This window comes from Kribbella aluminosa (genome assembly GCF_017876295.1).
Lineage (GTDB): Bacteria > Actinomycetota > Actinomycetes > Propionibacteriales > Kribbellaceae > Kribbella > Kribbella aluminosa.
Map to the genome: position 1 here is coordinate 1,943,996 of NZ_JAGINT010000001.1, position 20,211 is coordinate 1,964,206.

Here is a 20,211-nt window from a genome sequence, read left to right on the forward strand (position 1 = left end):
GGTTTCCCGGACGCCCCCTACCCGTCCGAACACTTCCTGACACAGGCGGAGCACGGATTTAACCGACTCCTGGTGTGGTCTCACTGACCGTTGCCGGGTATCGGCGCGGAGTGAAGACCAGCGGGCCGGCCGGACGGGGCACGGTACGCGTCTGTGACGAGCCGATCAGTAGCAGGCACCGCATGTCAACCGTTTGAGCGTCCAGTTGGCCCAGAGTTGTCACAGTGATCGCCTCCGCCGGACCGCCGACGTCACGCCCGACAACCACCGGTGTGTCAGCAGAACGATGCTCGAGCAGCAGGTCCCGCGTAGCGGCCACCTGCCAGGTGCGGGACTTCGAGGCGGGGTTGTAGATCGCTATGGCGAGGTCTGCCTGTGCTGCTGCGGTCAGGCGCTGTGCGATCACCTCCCACGGCTTGAGCCGATCCGAGAGCGACAGCACGCAGTAGTCGTGCCCCAGCGGTGCTCCCACGCGGCTGGCGACCGCCTGTGCCGCTGTCATGCCCGGCAGCACCCGTATGGCGATGTCGGCGTACTCCGGCTCCGCCGCCACCTCTGTGACCGCACTGGCCATCGCGAACACACCAGGGTCGCCGGACGAGACCACAACGACGCGGGAGCCCTTACGGGCCAGGTCCAGTGCGAACGCGGCCCCGCTCCGACTCCACGCGGTTGTCGGAGCCGTGCTTACGCTGCCGAGCTCTGTCGGGCAAGCGGTCGACGTACGTCGTGTAGCCGATCACGTCGTCGGCACCTGCGATTGCTGCGCGTACCTCTGGAGTCATCCACTCCGGGCCGGCCGGTCCGAGGCCTACGACGGTGACCGAGCCTTCCGGCGCGGTCTTGGTGGCCGGGGGAGTGAGCGTGCTGTTGATGGGGCTCGGGAGCAGGGCGAGGGAGAAGTACGGCACCTCGTCCGGGTCGACTTCGTTGAGCGGGGCCGTGCGCTGGGCGTCGGTGGTGGCGCGTTCGACGTACCAGGCCTCGTCCGCACGGCCCGCCAGCTCGAACGCCTCACGCACGTTCTCGAACGTGCGGCCGAGCTTCATCACCGCTGCCGCGTCCGTAGAGCGGAGGCGGTCGGCCAGGACGTCCGGCGGCAGGGTCCCGGGGAGGACGGTGAGGATCTCGTCGCGTTCGCAGAGCGGCCGGCCGAGTACGGCGGCGGCCGCGCTCACGGAGGTCACACCGGGGACCACCTCGCACGGGTAGCGATCCGCAAGGCGTTTGTGCATGTGCATGTACGAGCCGTAGAAGAGGGGGTCGCCCTCCGCGAGGACAACGACGTCCCGGCCCGCGTCGAGATGGGCGGCCAGGCGGGCGGCGCAGTCGGCGTAGAAGTCGTCCATCGCGCCCTGGTAGCCGCCCGGGTGGTCCGTGGTCTCGGTGGTGAGCGGGTAGACGAGGTGCTCCTCGAGCTGCCCTTCGGTGAGGTACGGCGCGGCCACCGATCGCGCGATGCTCCGCCCGTGCCGCGCACTGTGGAACGCGATCACGTCCGCGGCCCCGATCAACCGCGCCGCCTTCACGGTGACGAGTTCCGGGTCGCCCGGCCCGAGCCCGACCCCCCACAACCGCCCGGTCTGCTCACGCTTCGTCGCCTCGCCCATCACTCCGCCTCGCTTGCGATCGCGTTGACGGCGGCTGCGGTGATCGCGCTACCGCCCCTGCGTCCTCTGACCACCAAGTACTCGAGGCCGAGCTTGTTCGCGGCCAGCGCCTCCTTGGACTCGGCCGCGCCGATGAACCCCACCGGAATCCCCAGCACCGCGGCCGGCTGCGGACCACCCGCCGCGATCACCTCCAGCAACCGGAACAACGTCGTCGGAGCGTTGCCAATAGCAACAACCGCGCCGTCGAGCTGGTCCGCCCACAGGTCAACCGCCGCGGCGCTCCGCGTGGTCTGCAGGTGCTGTGCGAGCTGGACGGTGCGCGGGTCCTGCAGTGTGCAGATCACCTCGTTGTCCGCGGGCAGCCTGCGCCGGGTGATCCCGGCCCGCGACCATCTGCGCGTCGCACAGCACCGGCGCACCGTTCTGCAGCGCGGCGCGGGCGTTCTTCACCACGTTCGGCGACCAGGCCAGGTCCGCGACCAGGTCGGTCATCCCGCACGCGTGAATCATCCGTACGGCGACCTGCGACACGTCGGCCGGCAACCCGTCGAGCGCCGCCTCGGCCCGGATCGTCGCGAACGACCGGCGGTAGATCTCCGCGCCGTCCCGCTCGTACTCGTAACTCACAGCCGTTCCCCGTCCACCAGATATCCGTCACCGACAGCAACCACATCCACGAACTCACCGGCCGGTTTCCCGCACCGCCGCTCACATCCGGACCAGTGCACGCGTCTCCCACGCCCAAGCCCACGCACGTCTGCCAGTACAAGGCCACCCACGTCTGCCAGTAAGTGGGTTGCGTCTGCTCGCACGTCGGCCAGCGCCTTGGCGCAGCCCGGCTTGCCGGCGCAGGCTGTGACGCCCTCCCACACCGAGTCCGGTGTGGTGACCAGCCCGACGTCCTCCAGCCCGCGCGTACTGGACGGCACCACAACGGAGCGCCACGGCGTGAGACGGACTTCGGCCTGTCCCAGCGCGGCGGCCTGCTGCTGCGTGAGACTGCCCAGCGGCACTGTCACGACCAGTGCGGTCCCATGCACACCAGCAACAACCCGTGTGGTCTCAAGAGGCACCACCTCAGTCGCCTGCAGCCCAAGGCGTTCAAGGATCCGTCCGGAGCCTCCGGCAACCTCAGCGACCCGCCATTCCTGCTCACGCACCTGCAGGAACGCCCCGGCCGCAGCAACCATCAGCTCAGGCACTGTCGCCCAGTCAACCCGAACGCCCCGGTCTCCAAGGCTCATCAGTGCAGTCCGCTCGTCCAACGCCCGTACAGCCACGTCCGCCCGCAGCTCAGCCAGGTCCCCACGCCCGTCATCCAGTGCGAACAAGAACCGCCCCGGCAGCTCTGCCAGCTCAGGGCGGTCGCACAGCGCTTCGTCAAGCGCAGCCGCCACCGGCATGACGTCGTACCGCGACTCTCGGTCCAGACCGGAGAGCGGGGACGCCATGATGTTCCGCACGCGCTCATGGGCGATCGACGGCAGTAGGCCGGCCGCGTACAACCTGTCGGACAGCTCCTGCGGTCCGTCGGCGTCCAGCCCACGGAGTTGTACGTTGGCGCGTGACGTGAGCTCCAGCCGCCCGTCACCCAGCTCAGCGGCAGCAACACGCAGTACGTCGACCTGTGCGGCGGTCAGACGTCCACCGGGTAGCCGTACGCGGGCGAGACCGCCGTCAGCAGCCTGGTGCACCGCCAGCACACCAGGGCACCGATCGCCTTCAGTCCTCGCCACAGGCGTGATGCTACGTGCCCGGAACCCGCTGTGTTCTGGACCACAGCAGGACTCCGACTGTCAGCACCGCACAGCAACCGCCGGCCACCATCACGACTGACAGCGACCACGCGTCGACCACCAGACCGCCCAGGAGCGCGCCCGTCGACAGGACAGCCTGGAACGAGGAGGTGAACCAGACAGTCGCCGCTTCCCGCTCCGGGACGGCGCGGGCGAACATGCTCATCGAGCAGACAGGCACACCGCCGTACCCGAAACCCCACACCACGAGCAGCAGCAGGGCTCCCGGCGTACTGCGACCCAGCACCGGCATCAGTAGGGTCGCCGTGGCGATCAAGGCGGCACAGGTGGTGAAAGCGGCCCTGAGGTTGCGGCCGGCGTACAGACCAGCGATGACGTTGCCGACAAGCCCTGCAGCGCCGTACACGAGCAGGAACAGGCCGATGAGCTCAGGACGCACCACCTCCCGCAAGAACGGCGTGACATAGGTGTAGGTCGCGAAGTGTGCAGTGACGATCAGACACGTAACAAGCAGAGCCATGCGGCTGCTGCGGAGAGCCTTCCGGAGTACGGCGGCGTGGGTGACCTGTAGTGGTGGGAGCGGGGGCACGCTGACGCGCAGGGCGACCAGGGCGAGTACGGCGAGGACTCCGAGCGCGGCGAACGACGTACGCCAGCCGACGAGTCCGCCGACGAAGGTGCCCGCCGGTACGCCGAGCACCGAGCCGAGGGGGACCGCGGAGAAGATCACGGCCGTGGCCCGGGTCGTCCACGGCTCGGGCACCAGGCGTCCGGCGAGTCCCGCGCCGATCGACCAGAAGCCGCCGATGGTCAGGCCGACCAGGAACCGGGCGGTGAGCTCGAGCCAGAAGAACGGTGCGGCGGCCGCGAGGAAACCGGCGGCGGCCAGCAGGACCATGAGGGCGCAGAGCATCAGACGCCGGTCCAGCCGGGCCGTGGCGACGGTGACGACCGGAGCTGCGACTGCCGCGACCAGGCCGGGTATCGTCATCAGCCAGCCGGTACGGCCGGGGGTGAGTGCGAAGTCGGCGCCGATCGGGGTGAGCAGCCCGATCGGGAGGATCTCGGTGGTGACGATCGCGAAGATCCCGAGCGTCACCGCGCCGACGCCGTACCACTGCACAGCCGGGCGGGTTGCGGTCTGCGTTGTCATGTCCTCCAGGCAACCCGGGCTGCGGCGACTCGGCTCGCGGTTTCGCGACACTGCGGTCCGCGGTGAGCAAGAGGTCGTTTTTCTGCGATTGCCGGTGCCGGCTGGGAGGGTACGGGGCATGCTGCTGAGAGACCGACCGTGGCCGGCTGACGAGCTGATCGACGGCGGCCGCGGGGAATGATCCGGCTCGGGATCATCTGCGGGTAGATAGTTCCGAGCTACCCTCGAAGGTATGGCGCAACTCCCGGAACGCACCGTCCCCGACCTCACCGGCTACCTGACGCACGCCGGCCACGTCCTGGAGACCCAGTTGTCCGCGGCGCTGGCCGAGGTCGGGCTGACGCTGCGGATGCAGTGCGTACTACGGCACGCGCTGGAGACGGAGCGTACCCAGATCCAGATCGCCGAGCTGTCGTACATGGACAAGACCACGATGGTCGTCACGGTCGACGCCCTGGAGAAGGCCGGGTACGCCGAACGCAAGCCGTCCGCCACCGACCGCCGCGCCCGCATCATCGCCGTGACCGACGCCGGCGCCCGGGTCGCCGTCGAGGGCCAGCGGATCGTCGACCGCGTCCACGCCGAGGCCCTCGCGGCCCTGCCCGCCCCCCAGCGCCAGCCGTTCGTAGACGCCGTGACCGCCCTGGTGGACGGCCCCTTGGCAAGTCCCGTCACCGCCCAACCCGTCCGCCGCTCCCGCCAACGCACCGGCTGAGCTGGGCCCTACCCGGGCACGTACACCGTCAGCTCTCGCCAGGACTCCTTGCTGTCCTCCGAATCGACGTGCGGCTGCCGGAACAGCTGAACGTACGACGCGATCTCCGCCAGCGGCCACCAGACGTCGAAGAGCTCCATCGCCGCAGCACGTGGACCGACCGGACCGGCCTCCGACTGGTACGCCGGGAGGACGTCGATCGAGTCGTCGAGGACCGCCACGAGATCGCGTTCGCGCGGTGCGAGCCGCACCGTCCCCCAGTCGACCAGCCGCAGCTGGCCGTCGGCCGTCCGGACGACGTTCGCGCTGTGTGGTTCGCCGTGCGTCACGACCCACGGATCGTCCGAGGCCTCGACCTCGCGCACGAGCGCGTCGTAGTACTCCAGTCTGCTGCGCACGCACGAGCGCGCGCCGGCCAGTCGCAGCCGGGTCGGCTCGGAGTACGGCCCGGCGGACCAGGGCTGCTCGAGGTCGGCGAGTGCCGCCAGCAGTCCGTCACGATCGGGTATGGCGAACTCCCAACGCTGCAAGGCTTCCGGCGCCGGAGCCGCGTGGAGCCGGCCGAGGATCTGCGCGATCTGCTCCCGCTCCGCGGGGTCGTCCCATCCGCCGTCCGGAGTACTCCACCCGTGCAGATACGGCAGAACGGCCAACCTCCAGCCTGGCAGCGCCTCGCGGACGAACTGCCCGCTCCGATCGGGCAACGGCGCGACGGAGAACTCGTAGCCGCGGTCGGCCAGGTCCCTGCTCGTCCGCATCGCCGCCTCGATCAGCTGGCCGCCTGCCGATCCGACACCGTCCGCGGTGACGAACCAGTGCGGCGCGTCGTCCTGGGACGCGATCCAGTGGTGACTGCCGAACCCCACCGGCGCGTACGTCACCTCCGTGGCCCGGAAGTCCCAATGCTCGTCGAGGATCCCGGCCACCAGTTCGCAGGTGATCTCCGTCGGCTCGTCTCTCATTCCCGCGACCCTAACGCCGGCCGTGGTGACCGGCAGCTCATTTCCCGGGGTCGTTCGATAGAAGATCGTCTATTACAGGACTATCTGTTATGGTCTCTCCCATCGAGTACTCAGATCGGAGTGGGCTGTGGATGTGGTGGCGGACGTTGCCGTGCGGGGCCGGGCGAAGGCGCTCGTGGTGCTCTGCGTGATGCAGTTGATGATCATTCTCGACGGGACCGTGGTGACGGTCGCGTTGCCTACGATTCAAGGGGATCTGGGCTTCTCGCAGGCGGGGCTGGCCTGGGTGATGAACTCGTACCTGATCGCGTTCGCGGGGCTGTTGCTCCTCGCCGGGCGGATCGGGGATCTGATCGGGAGCAAGCGGGTCTTCCTCGCGGGGCTCGGGTTGTTCACGGCTGCGTCGTTGCTGTGCGGGGTGGCAGGCAATGCGGAGGTGCTGATCGCGGGGCGGTTCCTGCAAGGGGTTGGTGGGGCGCTGGCCTCGGCGATGATTCTGGGGATGATCGTGAGCCTGTTCCCTGCGCCGGGCGAGCAGGCGCGGGCGATGGGGGTCTACAGCTTCACAGCGGCCAGTGGCGCGTCGATCGGGCTGATCTTCGGTGGCGTGATCACCCAGACCGTCGGCTGGCACTGGGCGTTCCTGATCAACGTACCGATCGGCCTTGCCGCGCTGGTGTTCGCCGTACGGCTCCTGGCTCTCCAACCCGGTCTGGGCCTCGCTAACGGTGCAGACGTACTGGGCGCCGTCCTTGTGACGGCCGGGCTGTCCCTAGCCGTCTACACGATCGTCCAGACGGCAGAACCGCAAGCAACGCTGGCTCGCACGCTTGTGGAAGCAGCAGCGGCGCTCCTGCTGCTGACGGCATTCGTCGTACGGCAGGCGCGTATCAAGCACCCGCTGCTTGCCCTGCGCATCTTCCGCAACCGCCAGGTCACCGTGGCCAATGTGATCGTCGTACTGATGACTGCGGCCGGCTTCGGCTTCCAGTTCACCACTGCCCTGTACGTCCAGCGCGTACTCGGGTACGACTCACTCACAACCGGCCTGGCCTTCCTGCCCTCGCCCGTCATGAACGCACTGATGTCCCTCTTCCTGGCGCCACGTCTTAGCGTCCGCTTCGGCCCCCGCAAGATGCTGATCGGCGGACTGCTCGTCTTCATGCTGTCCCTGCTCTGGATCAGCAGGGCACCAGTAGACGGCTCGTACCTCGTCAACGTCGGGCCTGTGCTCGCCGTGATGGGCGCAGGTGTCGGCGTGGCGATCCCGTCAGCCATCATGCTGGCCATGTCCGGTGCGGACCCAAGCGACGCCGGACTGGCGTCAGGACTCAACAACACCGCTCAACAAGCAGGTGCAGCCATAGGAACCGCCGTGCTGGCCACCCTGGCTGCTTCAACGACTGCTCACCGTGCAGCCGAAGGCAAACTGCTTGCACTGAGGGACGGGTACGGCGCAGCGTGGCTGGCCGCGGCCGGGTTCGTACTCGTAGCTGTCCTGCTGGCGATCACGATGCTCCGAAGTACAGCTACTGTTGTCGGCCGTGAGTAGGACGAGAGATCCCGACCGGCTGGTGCTGTTCACGGACGCCGTGGTGGCGATCGCCATCACGCTGCTCGTCCTGCCGCTGGTCGACCTGGTCCCCGAGGTCAAGAGTCACGGCGGCGACGCGGTGAGCGTGATCAGCGAGCACCGGCAGGAGATCTTCACGTTCCTGCTGAGCTTCGTGGTGATCGCCAACTTCTGGCTGGGACACCACCGGGTCTTCGAGCACGTCCGCGCGTACACGCCGAGCGTCATGCGGCTGAACCTGCTCTGGCTGCTGACGATCGTCGTACTGCCGTTCCCGACGGAGATCGTGGGTGCGTTCCGCAGCGACCGGTTCACCGCCGGGGTGTACACGGGGACGATCCTTGCCCTCAGCATCACCCAGACCGCGATCACCTGGCTGGTGCATGGTCACAAGGAGCTCGAGAACCCGGACGACCCGGTCGGCAAGCGGGAGCTCGTCGGCTCTCTCTTGCTGACCGGGCTGACCGCCGTCGCCTTCCTGCTGGCGTCGCTCGTGCCGGGTGTGAACTTCTACGCGATGTTCCTGCTGCTCCTGTCGCCGGTCACCATGCGGGTGTGGCGCGCTATGCGCCCAGAGCCGCCCAGAACCGGCACTGGTGCTCAGAGCTGAGGTTGACCTGCTGGATGCCGGTCTGGTCGGTCGGCGCGAGTGAGACGCCGTTGACGGAGCTGGTACCGGTAGGAGTCCACTGCGGGCGGCCCGGCCCGTTGGGGCTGCCTGTACGGGCGAACGCGGTCCAGTAGTCGATCATCTGGTTCGACAGCTGCTGCTGAGGCTTGGACATCGGGAAGTCGTAGCCGCCGAGCCGGAACAGGTAGGGCAGCTCCGTGGCGTGGGCAGCTCCCAGGCCGGGTGCTGCGATCGGGGAGTGCTTGTCGGCGAACTCGTACGCGTACACCGGCACCTTGCGCGCTGCCTGCTGGTCTGTCGCTACCTGTGTGCACGACCAGATCCTGTCCGTCGTCACAGCACCCCACGCAGCCGCAGGCGACGCGTAGCGGGACTGCGGGTAATGCTTCAGTAACTGTGCCGCCTTGGAGTCGCCGACCATGTTCTTCACCAGCGCCGGGTAGTCCTTGATGTCACCGAACGCGGCCAGCCACGCGTTCGCCTCGTCGTGGTTGTTGCCCGAGATGATCGGCACCCGGTGGAACAGCCCCGCCCGCATCGCCTTCGCCGGGCTGAACGGCACGACCGCCGTCCCGCCGTACCCGATCTGGGTGAACTGGAGCGTGTCGTCGACGAGTACGTCGGCCTTGAGGGCGCGCAGGCACTCGATCGTCGTACAGGACAGCTTCTTGCCGGCCGCCCACTCCTTGCCGTTCGCCTCGACCTGGCGGGCCGGGATCCACGGGGAGTCCGCGGCCTGACCCGGGTACTGGCTGTTCGCGGCCCAGTTGAACGCGCACGAGCCGCTCTGCATGATCGCCTTCGCGAACAGGCCCGTGGACGTCGGCGAGGTCAGCTGCGCGCAGACGCTCATCCCGCCCGCCGACTCGCCCGCGACGGTGACGTTGCGCGGGTCGCCCCCGAACGCGCCGGCGTTCCGCTGCACCCAGCGCAGCGCCGCCTGCTGGTCCTGCAGGCCGAACGTCCCGGAGCCGGGCAGGCCCGGGTACCCGAAGAACCCGAAGATGCCGAGCCGGTAGTTGACCGTGACAACGACCACGTCGCCGCGGGCCGCGAACTTCGACGCCTCGTAGCTGCTGCCGGCTCCGGAGAAGAACCCCCCGCCGGGCAGCCACACGACCACCGCGCGCGGTTTGGCCGACGGTTTCGCGGGGGTGCTGACGTTCAGGTAGAGGCAGTCCTCGGCGGCCGACCCGCCCGGCGCCTCGGGGTTCGCTTGCTGCGGGCACACGTTGCCGACCTTCGACTGCCGTACGCCGTTCCACGCCCGCGCCGGCTCCGGCGCCTTCCACCGCAGCCCCCCGACCGGGGGAGCGGCGTACGGAATCCCGTCGTACACGAGCGCATCGCCGACGGTCTTGCTCGCCACCAGGCCTTTGTCAGTTCGTACTGCAGAAGCTTGTGCAGCCTCGCCAGGTCCCGCGAAGCCCACCAACAACCCAACCGGCACCACCGCTGCCGCCATCATCGCCAAGATTCTCTTCATACCCAGCAGCCTCCGCCGGACCAGCCCCCGACGACTTCAGCCGCCCGGCCAAACCCACTAAGACTTTGGTCTACGCAGCAGGTACGTATCCATGATCCAGCCCTTGCGCTCACGGGCCTCGGTGCGGGTCTTCTCGATCTCTGCTGCCACCTCGTGCACGGGGCCCGAGATCAGTAGTTCGTCCGGGGTTCCGAGGTAGGCGCCCCAGTAGATGTGGGCGTCCTGGTCGAGGTGGTGGGTGAACGCCGTCTGCGCGTCCAGCATCACCACGACGTCGTCCACCCCGTCGGGCCACTCCGCCGCGAGCCGCCGGCCGGTGGTGATCTGGATCGGCCGGCCGACCTGGTTGAGGCCGATCCGGTGGCGCGCCGCCAGCGTCGAGACGCTGCTGATCCCCGGGATGACCTCGACCTCGAACGCCAGGTCACCCCGTGCCGCGATGTCGTCGAGGATCGCCAGCGTGCTGTCGTACAGCGACGGATCGCCCCACACCAGGAACGCCCCGACCTGGTCCTCGCCGAGGTCGCCGGCGATCAGCTCGGCGATCACGTCGGCCCGGCGGCGCCGCCAGTCGTCGACGGCCTCGACGTACGCCGGCGTCGTCCGGTCCCGCTCCGGATCCCGCCCGACGACGACGCGGTACTCCTTCGAGGTCGCGTACCGCCGCAGGATCTCGCTCCGCAGGTCGACCAGCTCCTGCTTGACCTCGCCCTTGTCGAGTACGAAGAACACGTCGACCCGGTTCAGCGCCGACACGGCCTGCATCGTCACCTGCTCCGGATCGCCCGCCCCGACACCGATGACCAGAATCTCCCGCATACGGGCAGCCTAACTACTCCCGCCACTCGCGTTCGAAGGGGAGGCGCCAGGCGCGTGGGGCGATGAGCTGGTGGATCGCGTTCGGGCCCCAGGTGCCCGGCTGGTACGGCTTGGCCGGTGGCGGGTCCTCCAGCAGCGGCGCGGAGCGGTCCCACAGCGACTCGATGCCCTCGGCGGTCGTGAACAGCGTGTGGTCGCCGCGCATCGCGTCCAGGATCAGCCGTTCGTACGCCTCCAGTACGTCGGCCGCGCCCGCCGTCTCCTGTGTGGAGAACTGCATCGACAACTTCTCCAGCCGCATCCCGGGGCCGGGGCGCTTGCCGTAGAAGGACAGCGACACCCGCGAGGAGTCGGCGAGGTCGAAGGTCAGGTGGTCCGGACCTTCGGAGCCGACGCCGGATCCGGCCGGGAACATCGTCTTCGGGGCTTCCTTGAAGGCGATCGAGATGATCCGCTGGCCCTCGGCCATCTTCTTGCCGGTGCGCAGGAAGAACGGCACGCCGGCCCAGCGCCAGTTGTCGATCTCGACCTTCAGCGCGATGAACGTCTCGGTGTCGGAGTCGGGCGCGACGCCGTCCTCGTGCCGGTACCCGGTGTACTGCCCGCGGACCACGTCGCCGGGGTTGATCGGCAGCATCGACCGGAAGACCTTGTTCTTCTCCTCCGAGATCGCCCGCGGCTCCAGGGCCGTCGGCGGCTCCATCGCGACGAACGACATCACCTGCATCAGGTGCGTGACGACCATGTCCTTGAACGCGCCGGTCGGCTCGTAGAACGTGGCCCGCTGGTCCAGCCCGAGCGACTCCGGGATGTCGATCTGCACGTGGTCGATGAAGTTCCGGTTCCAGATCGGCTCGAACAGACCGTTCGCGAACCGGAACGCGAGGATGTTCAGCGCCGCTTCCTTGCCGAGGAAGTGGTCGATCCGGAAGATCTGCGACTCGTGGAAGGTCTCGTGGACGAAGTCGTTCAGCTCGATCGCGCTGGCCAGGTCGTCCCCGAACGGCTTCTCCATCACCACCCGGGCGCGCGCCACGAGATCGGCGTCGCGAAGCATCGCGATCACCGCCTGGGCCGCCTTCGGGGGCACCGACAGGTAGTGCAGCCGCCGGGTGTCCGGGCCGAGCAGTTCCTCGGCCTTCTTCACCGCGGACGCGAGCGCCTCCGGGCCGGCCGTCACCGGTACGTACTCGAGCCGGTCGGCGAACTGCGCCCACTGCTCGTCGGTCATCTTGTGGGTGCCGAACTTCTCCACCGCCTGCCGGGCCCGGTCCCGGAACTCGTCGCAGCTGAGGTCCTCGGTCGCGGTCCCGATGATCCGCACGTCCGGCGCGAACTTGGACTGCTGCAGGTACGCCAGCCCGGGCAGCAGCTTGCGCTTGGCCAGGTCGCCGGTCGCGCCGAACAGCACGATCACATGCGGGGCCAGCGGCTCCGGATCCCGCCGCGACGGGCGCGACCCGGGCGCCGGGTACGCAATGGTCTGGGTACGGTCAGGCATTCAGTCCTCCCGAGGACACCGGAGCCAACACACCTCGCAGTGTAGGTCCATCAGCCGAACAACAGGCAGCCCCAGTCGACCGACCAGTGCACACCGTGTCCGCTGAGGTACCTGAGGAAGCCGGCCGGTTCGAAGGCATGGGCAGCGGCCAGTACACCGGACTTGGGTGCCGTCGGCAACGGGTCGGCGGGCGCCCTCGACCGCGGTCACCGCCGTACTGCCCGTACTGCCCTGCATGTCGGCGCCGTGTACGACGCCCCGGGCCTGCCGCCCGACCTCGCCGACGGCCTCCACGACGATGATCCAGCAGGCCCCGCGCCGTGAACTCGGTCAGTCCCCAGGCAGCTACCGCCGCGCTCTTGCCTGAACCGTCTGCCTAGGCCGTGGCCGTCTGCCAGAGGCCGAGGACGTTGCCCTCCGGGTCCTTGAAGTAGGCGGCGAAGCCCATGTCGCCGACCGGTACCTTCTCGCCGACCTTTTCGCCGCCGAGGCTCTCGATGGTCTTCCAGGCGGCGTCGATGTCCGGTACGTCGACGGTCAGCACCGGCCGGGTGAGGTCGGCGCTGCGCTGGAACATCCCGCCGTTGATGAAGCCCGGCTCGGTCGGCAGCTGCTGCTCGTCCACCGGCCCGGTGGACACCATCGTGTAGTTCATCTCGGGCATCTCCATCACGTTCCACCCGAAAGCCTCGCGGTAGAACGCCCGCGCTCGCTCAGCGTCGTCGTACGGCACCTCGAAGTGCACGATCCGACCAGTCATCCTCGTACCTCCCCCAAAGAGTTCCTTGGTGCCGACGCTAGACCTGCGAGGATGAGGGCGTGAAGTACCTGCTGATGATTGCTGGTGACGAGTCGGCCGCCGCGCACGCGTTGGACGGTTGCGACGGCTGGACCGAGGAGATGGAAGGTCGTGGTGTCGTCGCCGGTGGGGCCGGGCTGCGGCCGCCGGACGAGGCGACCACGGTCCGGGTCCGCGACGGCGACCTGCTGCTGACCGACGGGCCGTTCGCGGAGACGAAGGAGCAGATCGGCGGCTTCGTGCTGATCGACTGCGCCGACCTGGACGAGGCGATCGAGATCGCGTCGAAGCACCCGGCGGCGGGCTACGGCACGATCGAGATCCGGCCGGTGTTCGAGCCGCCGGTGTGAGGTTCGAGGAGATCTACCGGCAGGAGTGGGGCCAGGTGGTCGCCACGCTGATCCGGTTGACCGGTGACTGGGAGCTGGCGGAGGAGTGCGCGCAGGAAGCGTTCGCCGCAGCACTCCAGCGGTGGCCGAAGGACGGCGTACCGGACAGGCCCGGTGCGTGGCTGACCACGACCGCGCGCAACCGCGCGATCGACTGGCTGCGCCGGGAGGCTGTGGGCGCGGCCAAGCTGCAGCAGGTGGCCGCGCTGGGGGTTGAGCAGTCAGATCCGGCCTACGACGTACCTGACGACCGGCTGCGGCTCATGTTCACCTGTTGCCATCCCGCGCTGGCGATGGAGGCCAGGGTGGCGTTGACGTTGCGGACACTGGCTGGTCTGAGTACGGCGGAGATCGCGCGGGCGTTCCTGGTACCGGAAACGACCATGTCCAAGCGGCTGACCCGTGCCAAGCAGAAGATCCAGCACGCCGGCATCCCGTACCGCGTACCGCCCGCACACCTCCTGCCCGAGCGCACACCCGCCGTACTGGCCGTGCTGTACCTCCTCTTCAACGAGGGGTACTCCGACGTTGTAAGGAGCCAGCTGGCCACTGAAGCGATCAGACTGGCCCGGCTGCTCGTCCAACTGATGCCGGCCGAACCTGAGGCCGCCGGACTTCTCGCACTGATGCTTCTGCACGACTCCCGCCGGGAAACGCGGCTGGCACCCGACGGCGCACTGGTCACACTGGACGACCAGGACCGCACCAGCTGGGACCGCCCACAGATCACTGAAGCCGTGGACGTCCTCGACTCTGCACTGCGCCATGGCGAGCCCGGCCCGTATCAGGTCCAAGCGGCGATCGCTGCCTGCCATGCAACAGCCCGCGCCGCAGCAGACACCGACTGGCCCCAGATCGCTGCCCTGTACGCGCAGCTCCCACAGACACCGGTAGTTGCACTCAACCGCGCTGTAGCGATCGGCATGGCAGACGGCCCAGCTGTCGGCCTGCATCTCGTCGACGAGCTGGCCGCCGGCGAGCTGACCGGCTACCACCTGCTCCCCGCCACCCGCGCGGACTTCCTCCGCCGGCTGAACCGACGTACCGAGGCCGCTACCGCCTACCGCGAGGCCCTGGCCTTGGCCGCTACTGAGGCCGAACGCCTGTACCTGCAGAAGAGGTTGCAGGAGGTGTCTGTCCGGAGCTGAACCGTTCGTCGGTGGGGTATGACGGACATCAGAAGCGCTGTGGCGGGTGAGCGGACCGAGCTGGCGGAGTTGCTGGCCGGGCTGACGGAGGCGGACTGGGACAAGCCGACGCTGTGTGCAGGCTGGCGGGTGCGTGAGGTGGTCGCACACATCACCATGGCGTACCGGATCCCGATGCCGCGGTTCCTGGCCGGGATGGTGCGGGCCGGCGGCAACTTCAACCGGTACGCCGACCGGCAGGCGCGGCAGGACGCGTCGACTCTGACGTCGGCCGAGCTTGTCGATTGTCTAAAGCAGAATGTCAACAATCCGTGGAAGCCGCCGGGCGGTGGCTACGAGGGCGCCCTGTCGCACGACGTGATCCACGGCCTCGACATGACCGTTGCACTGGGCATCGATCGCCAGGTACCCCCGGACCGCCTCCGCCGAATCCTCGACGCGATGAAGCCGCGGCAGCTCAAGTACTTCGGCGTGGACCTCACCGGCGTACAGCTCCAAGCCACCGACCTCGACTGGACCTACGGTGCCGGCGAACCACTCACCGGCACCGCCCAGGACCTCCTGCTCCTAGTGAGCGGCCGTACCTTCCCTAAAGCACACGGTGGCTAAAGGCTGCCGCCTTGCGGGCGCCGGCGGCGTGGAAGCGGAACAGGCGGCCGCCGTAGCGCAGCCACTCGACCTGGCCGGTGTTCCCGCGGACGAAGTTGGCGCGCGTGTGGGTCGGCGTGCCGTCCGCGTTCAGCGCCAGTACGAAATCCTTGCGGTAGAAGGCGAAGCGGAACACCGTCTGGCCGCCCGCACTCGCCACCAGCTCGCCGTCGTCGGTTGTGAGGTCAAGCCCGATCTCCTCGGGCTTGCCGTCGAAGCCGATCTGCTGCGCGACGTAAGTCCCCACGTACTCCGCCAGCCCGCGCGGCGGCAGCTCCCGCGGTACGGCGGGCAGGTTGTCGACCCCTGCGAACTCCTGCAGCGCCCAGTCGTCCGCGAACAGCTCAGCCACCAGCAACGGCCCACTCTCCGAGTTGGTGAGCAAGGTGATCGCGAAGTCCCGCTGCGGTACGAACAGGAACCCGGAGTGCTGACCTGACCAGTCGCCACCGTGCTGCACGACCGTCGGCCCCTGCGCCGTCGGACGCAGCATCCAGCTCACACCCACGCCGTTCAGTTCTACGAACAGGCTGCCGCCAGGACCCGGGTGCGACTGCATGGACAGCCTGGTGCGGTCACTGATCACCTGGGGGAGACCGCGGTGGCCCAGGTGGAACCGGGCGTACCGCAGCTGGTCCCGTGGGCTCGAGATCAACCCGCCTGCCGCGTGCAGACCACGCGGGACCCGGTCGAAGGAGGGCTCCACGACAGGCTTGCCGTCCACGATGTTGTGCGACGCGGCGACACTGAAGCCGCTCAGCTCATTGCGGAAGTACCGGCTGTGGTTCAGACCGAGCGGGTCGATGACCAGTTCCCGTACGGCGGTCTCGTACGTCTTGCCGTACACCGTCTCGAGGATCAGTCCCGCGACGCCGATCGCGGCGTTGTTGTACGAGAACACCTTCCCGAGAGGTGTCAGCTGCGGGACCTTCGTCATGTCCGCGACGTACTTCGGGAGCGCGTCGTCGCCGTCCCCGGTGTCCTCGAAGTAGTCGCCCTGCCAGCCGGCCGAGTGGTTCAGCAGCTGCCGTACGGTGACCCGGGCCGAGACCGCCGGGTCCGCGGTCGCGAAGTCCGGCAGGTACGCGCGGACCGGCCGGTCCAGGCCGATCCGGCCGCGCTCGGCCAGCCGCATGATCGCGGTCGCGGTGAACGTCTTGGTGGTCGAGCCGATCCGGAACACGGTGTCCGCGGACACCGGCTCGCCCGTGTCCACACTGGTCACCCCGAAACCGCGGACGTACTCGCGGCCGCGGTACCAGACGCCGAGCCCGGCGCCGGGGATCGCGTACTTCGCCATCCCGGCCTGGATCTTCGCCGCCAACCGCCCGATCGCGACAGGTTCCCTGCTGGTGGTTGCCGATGCGGGCAGAGTGGTCAACGCAGCAACCGGTACGGCGGCAGCCGCGGACTTGAGCACAGTACGACGGGTGAGCGACACGTCAACGTCTCCTCGGGCGAGTGAATGGTTCCGGTGCCGCTATTATTACCACCGTTGGTATCAATGGATACCCTGAAAGAACCCTGATGGAGAGTCGATGGAGGAGTCGCCGACCCCGGTGCTGGACGTCCTGCTGCACCCGATCCGCTGGCGGATCGCGCAGCGCGTGCTGGGTCGCGAGGTGACCACAACGGACCTCAAACGCGACCTGCCGGACATCCCCACCACAACGCTGTACCGGCACGTGGCCGCCCTCATCGACGCCGGCTACCTGACCGTCGTCCGCGAACGCAAGATCCGCGGCACCACCGAACGAACCCTCACCCTCGACCAAACCAAGGTCGGCCACATCGACCAACGCGAAGCGCGCGCGATGACCCCCGACCAGCACCGCCAAGCATTCCTGATGATGCTCACCCGCCTGGCCGCAGACTTCGACCGCCTGATCGAAAGCGGCGACCTCTACCCCCGCCTGGACCAACTCGGCTACTCACAACTGGCCATGTACCTGAGCCCGGAAGACATGACCGAGTTCCGCACCCGCTTCGCAGAATTGATCGAGCCCTACCTGATCGGGGCCCCCGGCAAGGACCGCGTGGTCCTGTCGATGTTCTCACTACCCGACAGCTGATCTCGGATGCGTGGAGGCCGGCCCGCTCCAGCGGCCCCGGTCGGCCGAATCGCCGTCCCGGCGGTGCGGCGGTGGGGCACAGCGCATGAGGGGTTTGGTACCTCCGGGTGCGGTGGCGTGTACCGGACGGCGGGGTAACAAGTTTGCACATAGCAACAGATTCTTTCCCCGCTGCCGGGACTGGCAACCAGACCCTGCAACTCCGACTCGCCTCCCGCATGCCAGGCGCGAAGGAACCACCTTGGGGGCCAGCCCTGGGATGGCGGCCAGAACGCATCAAACCCCGGCCATCTCGTTGCTGACCGGGGTGAGAAATGACTAACTGTCGCGCCCCCGGCAGGATTCGAACCTGCGCACCCGCCTCCGGAGGGCGGTGCTCTATCCCCTGAGCTACGGGGGCTCAGGAACGTGCAGAAGAGTAGCAGGAAGTTCATCGAAATCCAGAATCGGGGTGCAGACCGGCGTGCTAGAAACCTGGGATGCGCAAACTAGGGATCTCTCTTGTTGTCGTGCTAGCCGCCCTCCTTCTACCCACCCAGGCCCAGGCCGTCACCGGATGGCATGTTGTCGGGTCTGACAACGCCCGCCCGTTGGACGAGAGCCAGGGCCTGGCCACCGTCACACGTGGCGGAAGTACGCAGTACCGCTACACAGGAATCGGGACCATCCCGTCGGACCTCCTGGTCCGCGGCTGGAACCACGTCGGCGACCCCGGCACATCGCAGGGCTGGTACGTCGAGCCGTACCAGCGTGACGACCGCGGCGGGAAGCTGTACCGCGTGCAGTCGCCGTCCGGCACCTGGTCCAACTACACGCATGCCCTGGAGTCCTGGGAGGCGAACAACAACAGCTTCGCCGCAGTGAGCCCGGATGCGCACTGGCTGGTAACGGGAGAGTGGGGCACCATGGACCGCCTCCTGGTCCTCCCGATGCCCGGTGTGGCCGCCACGGACCCTTCGAAGAACCTCCCGTACGCCGCTGCGATCCGCCTGGACCACCAGGTCCGCGACGTACAGGGCTGCGATTTCGTGAACGCTACTCAGCTCCTGTGCTCCTCCGACGACCCTGACGGCAGCCTGTTCGGTACGACGAAGCCGCTGCTCCAGGTCGACCTGTCCGCCCCGGTCGGCTCGAGTGACGTCACCGGCCATGTGACCTCGCTGGGGCAACTCCCGCTGCAGAGTGGCTGCTCCGGCAGCTTCGAGGTGGAGGGCATCGACTACTACGAGCCCGACGGCACTCTGCGCGTCGTGGTGATGTCCCCGGGCGTGTGCGTCGGTATCGACAGCAAGACGTACCGGTTCCAGCGCTGACGCGCCTGCCGATCGTCGTACGGGGGACCCCTGAGCGGACCCTGGAACCCCGGCGCGGTGGGACCTTTCCACCGTTGAGTGCCGTCATAGTGGACGTAAGCCCAACGGTGCAAAGGAATGGAAAGGAAACGGTACTCATGGCTAGCTCTCTGGTCCGCCCGTCACACGATCGCTGGATCGGCGGTGTCTGCTCCGGACTCGCTCGCCGGTTCGGTATCTCCGCCAACACGATGCGCCTGATCTTCGTGGTCAGTTGTCTGTTGCCGGGCCCGCAGTTCCTGATCTACATCGCGCTCTGGATCCTGATGCCGTCGGAGCGCTGACCCCGGCGCCCGGCTGTCCCTGTGTACCTGACAACCTGCTCTCATGAGAGCAGGCAGGTGGCGCCGGGCGGTCGGGACGGCGGGCGTCCTGCTGTTCGCGGGGGGCCTGCTCGGTGGCTGCCAACTCGGCCCCGCCGCGCCCGCGGCCGCCGAGCTGCGGACCACTGCGCCGCCCTGGGAAGCTCCCCGGGACGCCGTCTCGTACATCGACAAGGCCGGCTTCGAGCGGCTCCCGCTGGACTTCTCCGGCCCGTCGCCGTACACGCTGACCATCGCGATCATTCTCGACGGCAAGCCCGTGCAGGTCGCGGCCGGCATCGGCATCGACAAGCTCCGCGCCGAGCAGGCCGCGGTCCACACCCACACCACCGACGGCACCGTCTGGGTAGAGGCGAAGACCACCGCCGAGCGCCCCACCCTCGCCCAGTTCTTCACCCTCTGGGGCGTCCACTACAACCCCCACTGCCTAGCCGCCGCCTGCACCGCCCTCACCGTCACGGTTGATAGCCAACCTGCCACCTGGGACGCCCCGTTGACCCGCAACAGCCACATCGCGCTCACTGTCCGTCGATGACGTCAATGAGATCACTGCTATCATTGACCGCAGGGAGGTGGTCCTGATGGCGGCGATCACAGTGCGCAATCTCGACGACAAGGTGAAGCACCGGCTGCGGGTTCGAGCAGCCCGGCACGGCCGCTCGATGGAGGCCGAGGCCCGCGCGATCATCGTCGAAGCGGTCGGCCTCGACGAAGAGGAGCCGAACATCCTGCAGGGGCTCCATGAGCGCTTCGCCGAGCTCGGCGGCGTCGACCTGGACATCCCGGCACGGAGCAGCAAGCCCAGGGTCGTGGACTTCGACTGATGATCGTGTTCGATACCGATGTCGGGTCCGAACTGATGAAACCGGCACCCCACCAAGCCGTCGTCGAATGGTATGCCGCTCAGCGCTCGAAGGCCCTGTGGACAACGGCGATCACCGTCGCCGAGATCCGGTACGGGCTCGAGCGGATGCCGTCCGGACGGCGGAGGACAGTGCTGTCGGCGGCTGCCGACGAGGTCTTCGCGCAGTTCGCCGACTCGATCCTGCCGTTCGATGCCGCGGCCGCCGCGCTCTACCCGGAGGTGGTGATCGGTCGCGAACGTGCAGGCCTGCCGATCGAGTATCCGGATGCGCAGATCGCGGCGATCTGCCGGGTTGCGGACGCCACCCTCGCGACGCGCAACACCAAGGACTTCCGGGGGACCGGGGTCGAGCTGGTCAATCCCTGGGAGTGAGCGCCGTACCGGGCTGTGGATGGTGAGTCAAGG

At 68.2% G+C, this 20,211-nt stretch carries 23 protein-coding genes, 1 tRNA gene and 1 pseudogene; 13 read left to right on the forward strand and 12 right to left on the reverse strand.

The window, feature by feature from the left end; translation table 11 throughout:
* Positions 1 to 58: 58 nt before the first annotated feature.
* The 5 genes and pseudogenes from JOF29_RS42880 to JOF29_RS09585 all read right to left on the reverse strand — a co-directional run bounded on the left by JOF29_RS42880 (position 59) and on the right by JOF29_RS09585 (position 4,523).
* Positions 59 to 607, reverse strand: a complete 549-nt coding sequence (locus JOF29_RS42880) for an SAM-dependent methyltransferase (RefSeq protein WP_307863237.1) — start codon at positions 605 to 607, stop codon at positions 59 to 61.
* Between the two features lie 16 nt (positions 608 to 623).
* Positions 624 to 1,610, reverse strand: a complete 987-nt coding sequence (locus JOF29_RS42885) for a precorrin-2 C(20)-methyltransferase (RefSeq protein WP_245357524.1) — start codon at positions 1,608 to 1,610, stop codon at positions 624 to 626.
* A pseudogene (locus JOF29_RS09575) lies at positions 1,610 to 2,264 on the reverse strand (precorrin-8X methylmutase). Before JOF29_RS09575 ends, JOF29_RS42885 begins: the two are co-directional and overlap by 1 nt.
* Complete coding sequence (locus JOF29_RS09580) at positions 2,237 to 3,349, reverse strand: ferredoxin-like domain-containing protein (protein WP_307863238.1); 1,113 nt, start codon at positions 3,347 to 3,349, stop codon at positions 2,237 to 2,239. Before JOF29_RS09580 ends, JOF29_RS09575 begins: the two are co-directional and overlap by 28 nt.
* A gap of 10 nt (positions 3,350 to 3,359) precedes the next feature.
* Complete coding sequence (locus JOF29_RS09585; protein WP_209693846.1) at positions 3,360 to 4,523, reverse strand: MFS transporter; 1,164 nt, start codon at positions 4,521 to 4,523, stop codon at positions 3,360 to 3,362.
* A 232-nt stretch (positions 4,524 to 4,755) separates the two neighbouring features.
* Between JOF29_RS09585 and JOF29_RS09590 the strand changes: the two genes are divergently transcribed.
* Positions 4,756 to 5,238 (forward strand): MarR family winged helix-turn-helix transcriptional regulator, encoded by a 483-nt coding sequence (locus JOF29_RS09590; protein WP_209693847.1) that lies wholly within the window; start codon positions 4,756 to 4,758, stop codon positions 5,236 to 5,238.
* Positions 5,239 to 5,246: 8 nt separating this feature from the next.
* On the opposite strand, the gene JOF29_RS09595 is transcribed toward JOF29_RS09590, so the two are convergent.
* A complete protein-coding gene (locus tag JOF29_RS09595; protein WP_209693848.1) occupies positions 5,247 to 6,200 on the reverse strand; it encodes a phosphotransferase enzyme family protein in 954 nt (317 codons plus the stop codon).
* A gap of 127 nt (positions 6,201 to 6,327) precedes the next feature.
* On the opposite strand from JOF29_RS09595, the gene JOF29_RS09600 reads away from it, so the two are divergent.
* Both JOF29_RS09600 and JOF29_RS09605 read left to right on the forward strand, forming a co-directional pair.
* Complete coding sequence (locus JOF29_RS09600; protein ID WP_307863239.1) at positions 6,328 to 7,752, forward strand: DHA2 family efflux MFS transporter permease subunit; 1,425 nt, start codon at positions 6,328 to 6,330, stop codon at positions 7,750 to 7,752.
* Positions 7,745 to 8,383 (forward strand): TMEM175 family protein, encoded by a 639-nt coding sequence (locus JOF29_RS09605; protein ID WP_209693849.1) that lies wholly within the window; start codon positions 7,745 to 7,747, stop codon positions 8,381 to 8,383. Before JOF29_RS09600 ends, JOF29_RS09605 begins: the two co-directional genes overlap by 8 nt.
* Here JOF29_RS09605 and JOF29_RS09610 read toward each other — a convergent pair.
* The 3 genes from JOF29_RS09610 to zwf are packed head-to-tail and all read right to left on the reverse strand — an operon-like array spanning position 8,337 to position 12,210.
* Positions 8,337 to 9,890: a carboxylesterase/lipase family protein gene (locus JOF29_RS09610; RefSeq protein ID WP_209693850.1), complete on the reverse strand. Its 1,554-nt coding sequence runs from the start codon at positions 9,888 to 9,890 to the stop codon at positions 8,337 to 8,339. The genes JOF29_RS09605 and JOF29_RS09610 overlap by 47 nt on opposite strands.
* Positions 9,891 to 9,947: 57 nt before the next feature.
* Positions 9,948 to 10,709 carry a precorrin-6A synthase (deacetylating) gene (gene cobF / locus JOF29_RS09615; protein WP_209693851.1) on the reverse strand — a complete coding sequence of 254 codons (762 nt, stop codon included), beginning with the start codon at positions 10,707 to 10,709 and terminating at the stop codon, positions 9,948 to 9,950.
* 13 nt (positions 10,710 to 10,722) lie between these two features.
* Complete coding sequence (zwf, locus tag JOF29_RS09620) at positions 10,723 to 12,210, reverse strand: glucose-6-phosphate dehydrogenase (protein ID WP_209693852.1); 1,488 nt, start codon at positions 12,208 to 12,210, stop codon at positions 10,723 to 10,725.
* A gap of 162 nt (positions 12,211 to 12,372) precedes the next feature.
* Between zwf and JOF29_RS09625 the strand changes: the two genes are divergently transcribed.
* Positions 12,373 to 12,534, forward strand: a complete 162-nt coding sequence (locus JOF29_RS09625) for a hypothetical protein (RefSeq protein WP_209693853.1) — start codon at positions 12,373 to 12,375, stop codon at positions 12,532 to 12,534.
* Positions 12,535 to 12,586: 52 nt separating this feature from the next.
* Here the strand turns inward: JOF29_RS09625 and JOF29_RS09630 are convergent, their stop codons facing one another.
* Positions 12,587 to 12,970, reverse strand: coding sequence for a VOC family protein (locus JOF29_RS09630; protein ID WP_209693854.1), 384 nt, complete (start codon positions 12,968 to 12,970; stop codon positions 12,587 to 12,589).
* A 59-nt stretch (positions 12,971 to 13,029) separates the two neighbouring features.
* Between JOF29_RS09630 and JOF29_RS09635 the strand changes: the two genes are divergently transcribed.
* The 3 genes from JOF29_RS09635 to JOF29_RS09645 are packed head-to-tail and all read left to right on the forward strand — an operon-like array spanning position 13,030 to position 15,155.
* Positions 13,030 to 13,359: a YciI family protein gene (locus JOF29_RS09635; RefSeq protein ID WP_209693855.1), complete on the forward strand. Its 330-nt coding sequence runs from the start codon at positions 13,030 to 13,032 to the stop codon at positions 13,357 to 13,359.
* Positions 13,356 to 14,546: an RNA polymerase sigma factor gene (locus JOF29_RS09640; protein ID WP_209693856.1), complete on the forward strand. Its 1,191-nt coding sequence runs from the start codon at positions 13,356 to 13,358 to the stop codon at positions 14,544 to 14,546. Before JOF29_RS09635 ends, JOF29_RS09640 begins: the two co-directional genes overlap by 4 nt.
* A gap of 18 nt (positions 14,547 to 14,564) precedes the next feature.
* Positions 14,565 to 15,155 carry a maleylpyruvate isomerase family mycothiol-dependent enzyme gene (locus JOF29_RS09645; RefSeq protein ID WP_209693857.1) on the forward strand — a complete coding sequence of 197 codons (591 nt, stop codon included), beginning with the start codon at positions 14,565 to 14,567 and terminating at the stop codon, positions 15,153 to 15,155.
* Here JOF29_RS09645 and JOF29_RS09650 read toward each other — a convergent pair.
* Positions 15,136 to 16,635, reverse strand: coding sequence for a serine hydrolase domain-containing protein (locus JOF29_RS09650; RefSeq protein ID WP_209693858.1), 1,500 nt, complete (start codon positions 16,633 to 16,635; stop codon positions 15,136 to 15,138). The genes JOF29_RS09645 and JOF29_RS09650 overlap by 20 nt on opposite strands.
* A 97-nt stretch (positions 16,636 to 16,732) precedes the next feature.
* Between JOF29_RS09650 and JOF29_RS09655 the strand changes: the two genes are divergently transcribed.
* A complete protein-coding gene (locus JOF29_RS09655; protein WP_209693859.1) occupies positions 16,733 to 17,266 on the forward strand; it encodes a helix-turn-helix domain-containing protein in 534 nt (177 codons plus the stop codon).
* A gap of 328 nt (positions 17,267 to 17,594) precedes the next feature.
* On the opposite strand, the gene JOF29_RS09660 is transcribed toward JOF29_RS09655, so the two are convergent.
* Positions 17,595 to 17,666 (reverse strand) — tRNA-Arg (locus JOF29_RS09660).
* Between the two features lie 79 nt (positions 17,667 to 17,745).
* Here JOF29_RS09660 and JOF29_RS09665 point away from each other — a divergent pair.
* The 5 genes from JOF29_RS09665 to JOF29_RS09685 all read left to right on the forward strand — a co-directional run bounded on the left by JOF29_RS09665 (position 17,746) and on the right by JOF29_RS09685 (position 20,178).
* Positions 17,746 to 18,579 carry a hypothetical protein gene (locus JOF29_RS09665; protein ID WP_209693860.1) on the forward strand — a complete coding sequence of 278 codons (834 nt, stop codon included), beginning with the start codon at positions 17,746 to 17,748 and terminating at the stop codon, positions 18,577 to 18,579.
* A gap of 137 nt (positions 18,580 to 18,716) precedes the next feature.
* Complete coding sequence (locus tag JOF29_RS09670; RefSeq protein WP_209693861.1) at positions 18,717 to 18,902, forward strand: PspC domain-containing protein; 186 nt, start codon at positions 18,717 to 18,719, stop codon at positions 18,900 to 18,902.
* Positions 18,903 to 18,945: 43 nt separating this feature from the next.
* Positions 18,946 to 19,476 carry a hypothetical protein gene (locus JOF29_RS09675; RefSeq protein ID WP_209693862.1) on the forward strand — a complete coding sequence of 177 codons (531 nt, stop codon included), beginning with the start codon at positions 18,946 to 18,948 and terminating at the stop codon, positions 19,474 to 19,476.
* Positions 19,477 to 19,522: 46 nt separating this feature from the next.
* Positions 19,523 to 19,765 carry a FitA-like ribbon-helix-helix domain-containing protein gene (locus JOF29_RS09680; RefSeq protein WP_209693863.1) on the forward strand — a complete coding sequence of 81 codons (243 nt, stop codon included), beginning with the start codon at positions 19,523 to 19,525 and terminating at the stop codon, positions 19,763 to 19,765.
* Positions 19,765 to 20,178 (forward strand): type II toxin-antitoxin system VapC family toxin, encoded by a 414-nt coding sequence (locus JOF29_RS09685; RefSeq protein ID WP_209693864.1) that lies wholly within the window; start codon positions 19,765 to 19,767, stop codon positions 20,176 to 20,178. The genes JOF29_RS09680 and JOF29_RS09685 overlap by 1 nt, the downstream gene beginning before the upstream one ends.
* Positions 20,179 to 20,211: the final 33 nt, after the last annotated feature.

Bases quoted from the DNA above. Each gene is read 5' to 3' on its own strand.
- JOF29_RS09590 (WP_209693847.1), top strand. From the start codon at position 4,756: ATGGCGCAACTCCCGGAACGCACCGTCCCCGACCTCACCGGCTACCTG.
- JOF29_RS09595 (WP_209693848.1), bottom strand. From the start codon at position 6,200: ATGAGAGACGAGCCGACGGAGATCACCTGCGAACTGGTGGCCGGGATC.
- JOF29_RS42885 (WP_245357524.1), bottom strand. From the start codon at position 1,610: ATGGGCGAGGCGACGAAGCGTGAGCAGACCGGGCGGTTGTGGGGGGTC.
- JOF29_RS09675 (WP_209693862.1), top strand. From the start codon at position 18,946: ATGAGAGCAGGCAGGTGGCGCCGGGCGGTCGGGACGGCGGGCGTCCTG.
- JOF29_RS09680 (WP_209693863.1), top strand. From the start codon at position 19,523: ATGGCGGCGATCACAGTGCGCAATCTCGACGACAAGGTGAAGCACCGG.
- JOF29_RS09685 (WP_209693864.1), top strand. From the start codon at position 19,765: ATGATCGTGTTCGATACCGATGTCGGGTCCGAACTGATGAAACCGGCA.
- JOF29_RS09610 (WP_209693850.1), bottom strand. From the start codon at position 9,890: ATGAAGAGAATCTTGGCGATGATGGCGGCAGCGGTGGTGCCGGTTGGG.
- JOF29_RS09630 (WP_209693854.1), bottom strand. From the start codon at position 12,970: ATGACTGGTCGGATCGTGCACTTCGAGGTGCCGTACGACGACGCTGAG.
- JOF29_RS09585 (WP_209693846.1), bottom strand. From the start codon at position 4,523: ATGACAACGCAGACCGCAACCCGCCCGGCTGTGCAGTGGTACGGCGTC.
- cobF (WP_209693851.1), bottom strand. From the start codon at position 10,709: ATGCGGGAGATTCTGGTCATCGGTGTCGGGGCGGGCGATCCGGAGCAG.
- JOF29_RS09645 (WP_209693857.1), top strand. From the start codon at position 14,565: ATGACGGACATCAGAAGCGCTGTGGCGGGTGAGCGGACCGAGCTGGCG.
- JOF29_RS09655 (WP_209693859.1), top strand. From the start codon at position 16,733: ATGGAGGAGTCGCCGACCCCGGTGCTGGACGTCCTGCTGCACCCGATC.
- JOF29_RS09665 (WP_209693860.1), top strand. From the start codon at position 17,746: ATGCGCAAACTAGGGATCTCTCTTGTTGTCGTGCTAGCCGCCCTCCTT.
- JOF29_RS09670 (WP_209693861.1), top strand. From the start codon at position 18,717: ATGGCTAGCTCTCTGGTCCGCCCGTCACACGATCGCTGGATCGGCGGT.
- zwf (WP_209693852.1), bottom strand. From the start codon at position 12,210: ATGCCTGACCGTACCCAGACCATTGCGTACCCGGCGCCCGGGTCGCGC.